The sequence below is a fragment of the Streptomyces sp. NPDC111516 genome (assembly GCF_055635345.1).
This window is the reverse complement of sequence record NZ_JBVKBV010000079.1, coordinates 1-1,058: the sequence shown is the minus strand read 5'-3', so window position 1 is coordinate 1,058 and position 1,058 is coordinate 1. Positions and strand designations below refer to the sequence as shown.

Sequence of the window (1,058 nt, the reverse complement as noted above, 5' to 3'; positions counted from 1 at the left end):
GTCCCGGCGACGCCGGGAGCCTGGTTTCGGGGTCTGCGGTTGGTGTCGGTGGACGGGACGACCTTTGACCTTCCCGATACGGAGGCGAACGCCGCCTTCTTCGGGCGGCCGGGAACGGGGCGTGGTCAGGGCAGGAGCGCGTATCCGCAGGCCAGAGCCGTGGCCCTGGTCGAGTGCGGTACCCACGCCGTGTTCGCCGCCGACGTCGCGCCGCTGGCAGTGCACGAAACGGTCCTCGCCCGCCGCCTGTTCCCCTCGCTGACCAGGGGAATGCTGCTCCTGGCAGACCGGGGCTTCCTCGGCTTCGACCTGTGGCGGGCCGCCGCGGCGACCGGCGCGGACCTGCTGTGGCGAGTCAGGAGCAACGCGGTCCTGCCCGTGGTGTCCGCGCTGCCCGATGGTTCGTACCTGTCGGAGATCGTTGCCGCCCGGGACAAGAACCGGCGGGCCGACCCGGCACCGGTCCGCGTCATCGAATACACCCTGGGCCCTCCCGGAGAGGGCACCGTCTACCGGCTGGTCACCACGCTCCTGGACCCGGCCGCCGCACAGGCCACGGAACTTGCCACCCTTTATGCCGAGCGCTGGGAGATCGAGACCACCCTCGATGAGATCAAAACCCACCTGGGCGGCCCCCGCTTCGTCCTGCGCTCCCAGCATCCGGACGGGGCCGAGCAGGAGATCTTCGCGTTCCTCCTCGTGCACCACGCCCTGCGCGACCTCATGCACCAGGCCGCCCAGCTGGAAAGGGAGGACCCGGACCGGATGCCCTTCACCCGCACCTTGCGCGTCGTCCGCCGGCAGACCACCAGCCAGGCGGGACTTTCCCCCCTCCCGGCTCACCCGGGCGCTAACGCAGACCCTGCATGAAATCACCGAACGTCTCCTGGAACCACGACGGTTACGGTCCAACCCGCGAGTGATCAAACGCAAAATATCCAACTGGGCGCTCAAACGCACCGAACACAACAATCCGCCTCGCCCGGACACCCCCGTCGTCGTCCTTGCCAAGCCCACCAAAACAGCCCCAACCCCACGGACGCAGCACTAAAACACCG

General features: G+C 68.7%; 1 protein-coding gene. It reads left to right on the top strand.

The window, feature by feature from the left end; translation table 11 throughout:
• A partial coding sequence (locus ACZ7L9_RS38115) for an IS4 family transposase (protein WP_471422103.1) occupies nucleotides 1-870 on the top strand: 870 nt, incomplete at its 5' end.
• Nucleotides 871-1,058: the final 188 nt, after the last annotated feature.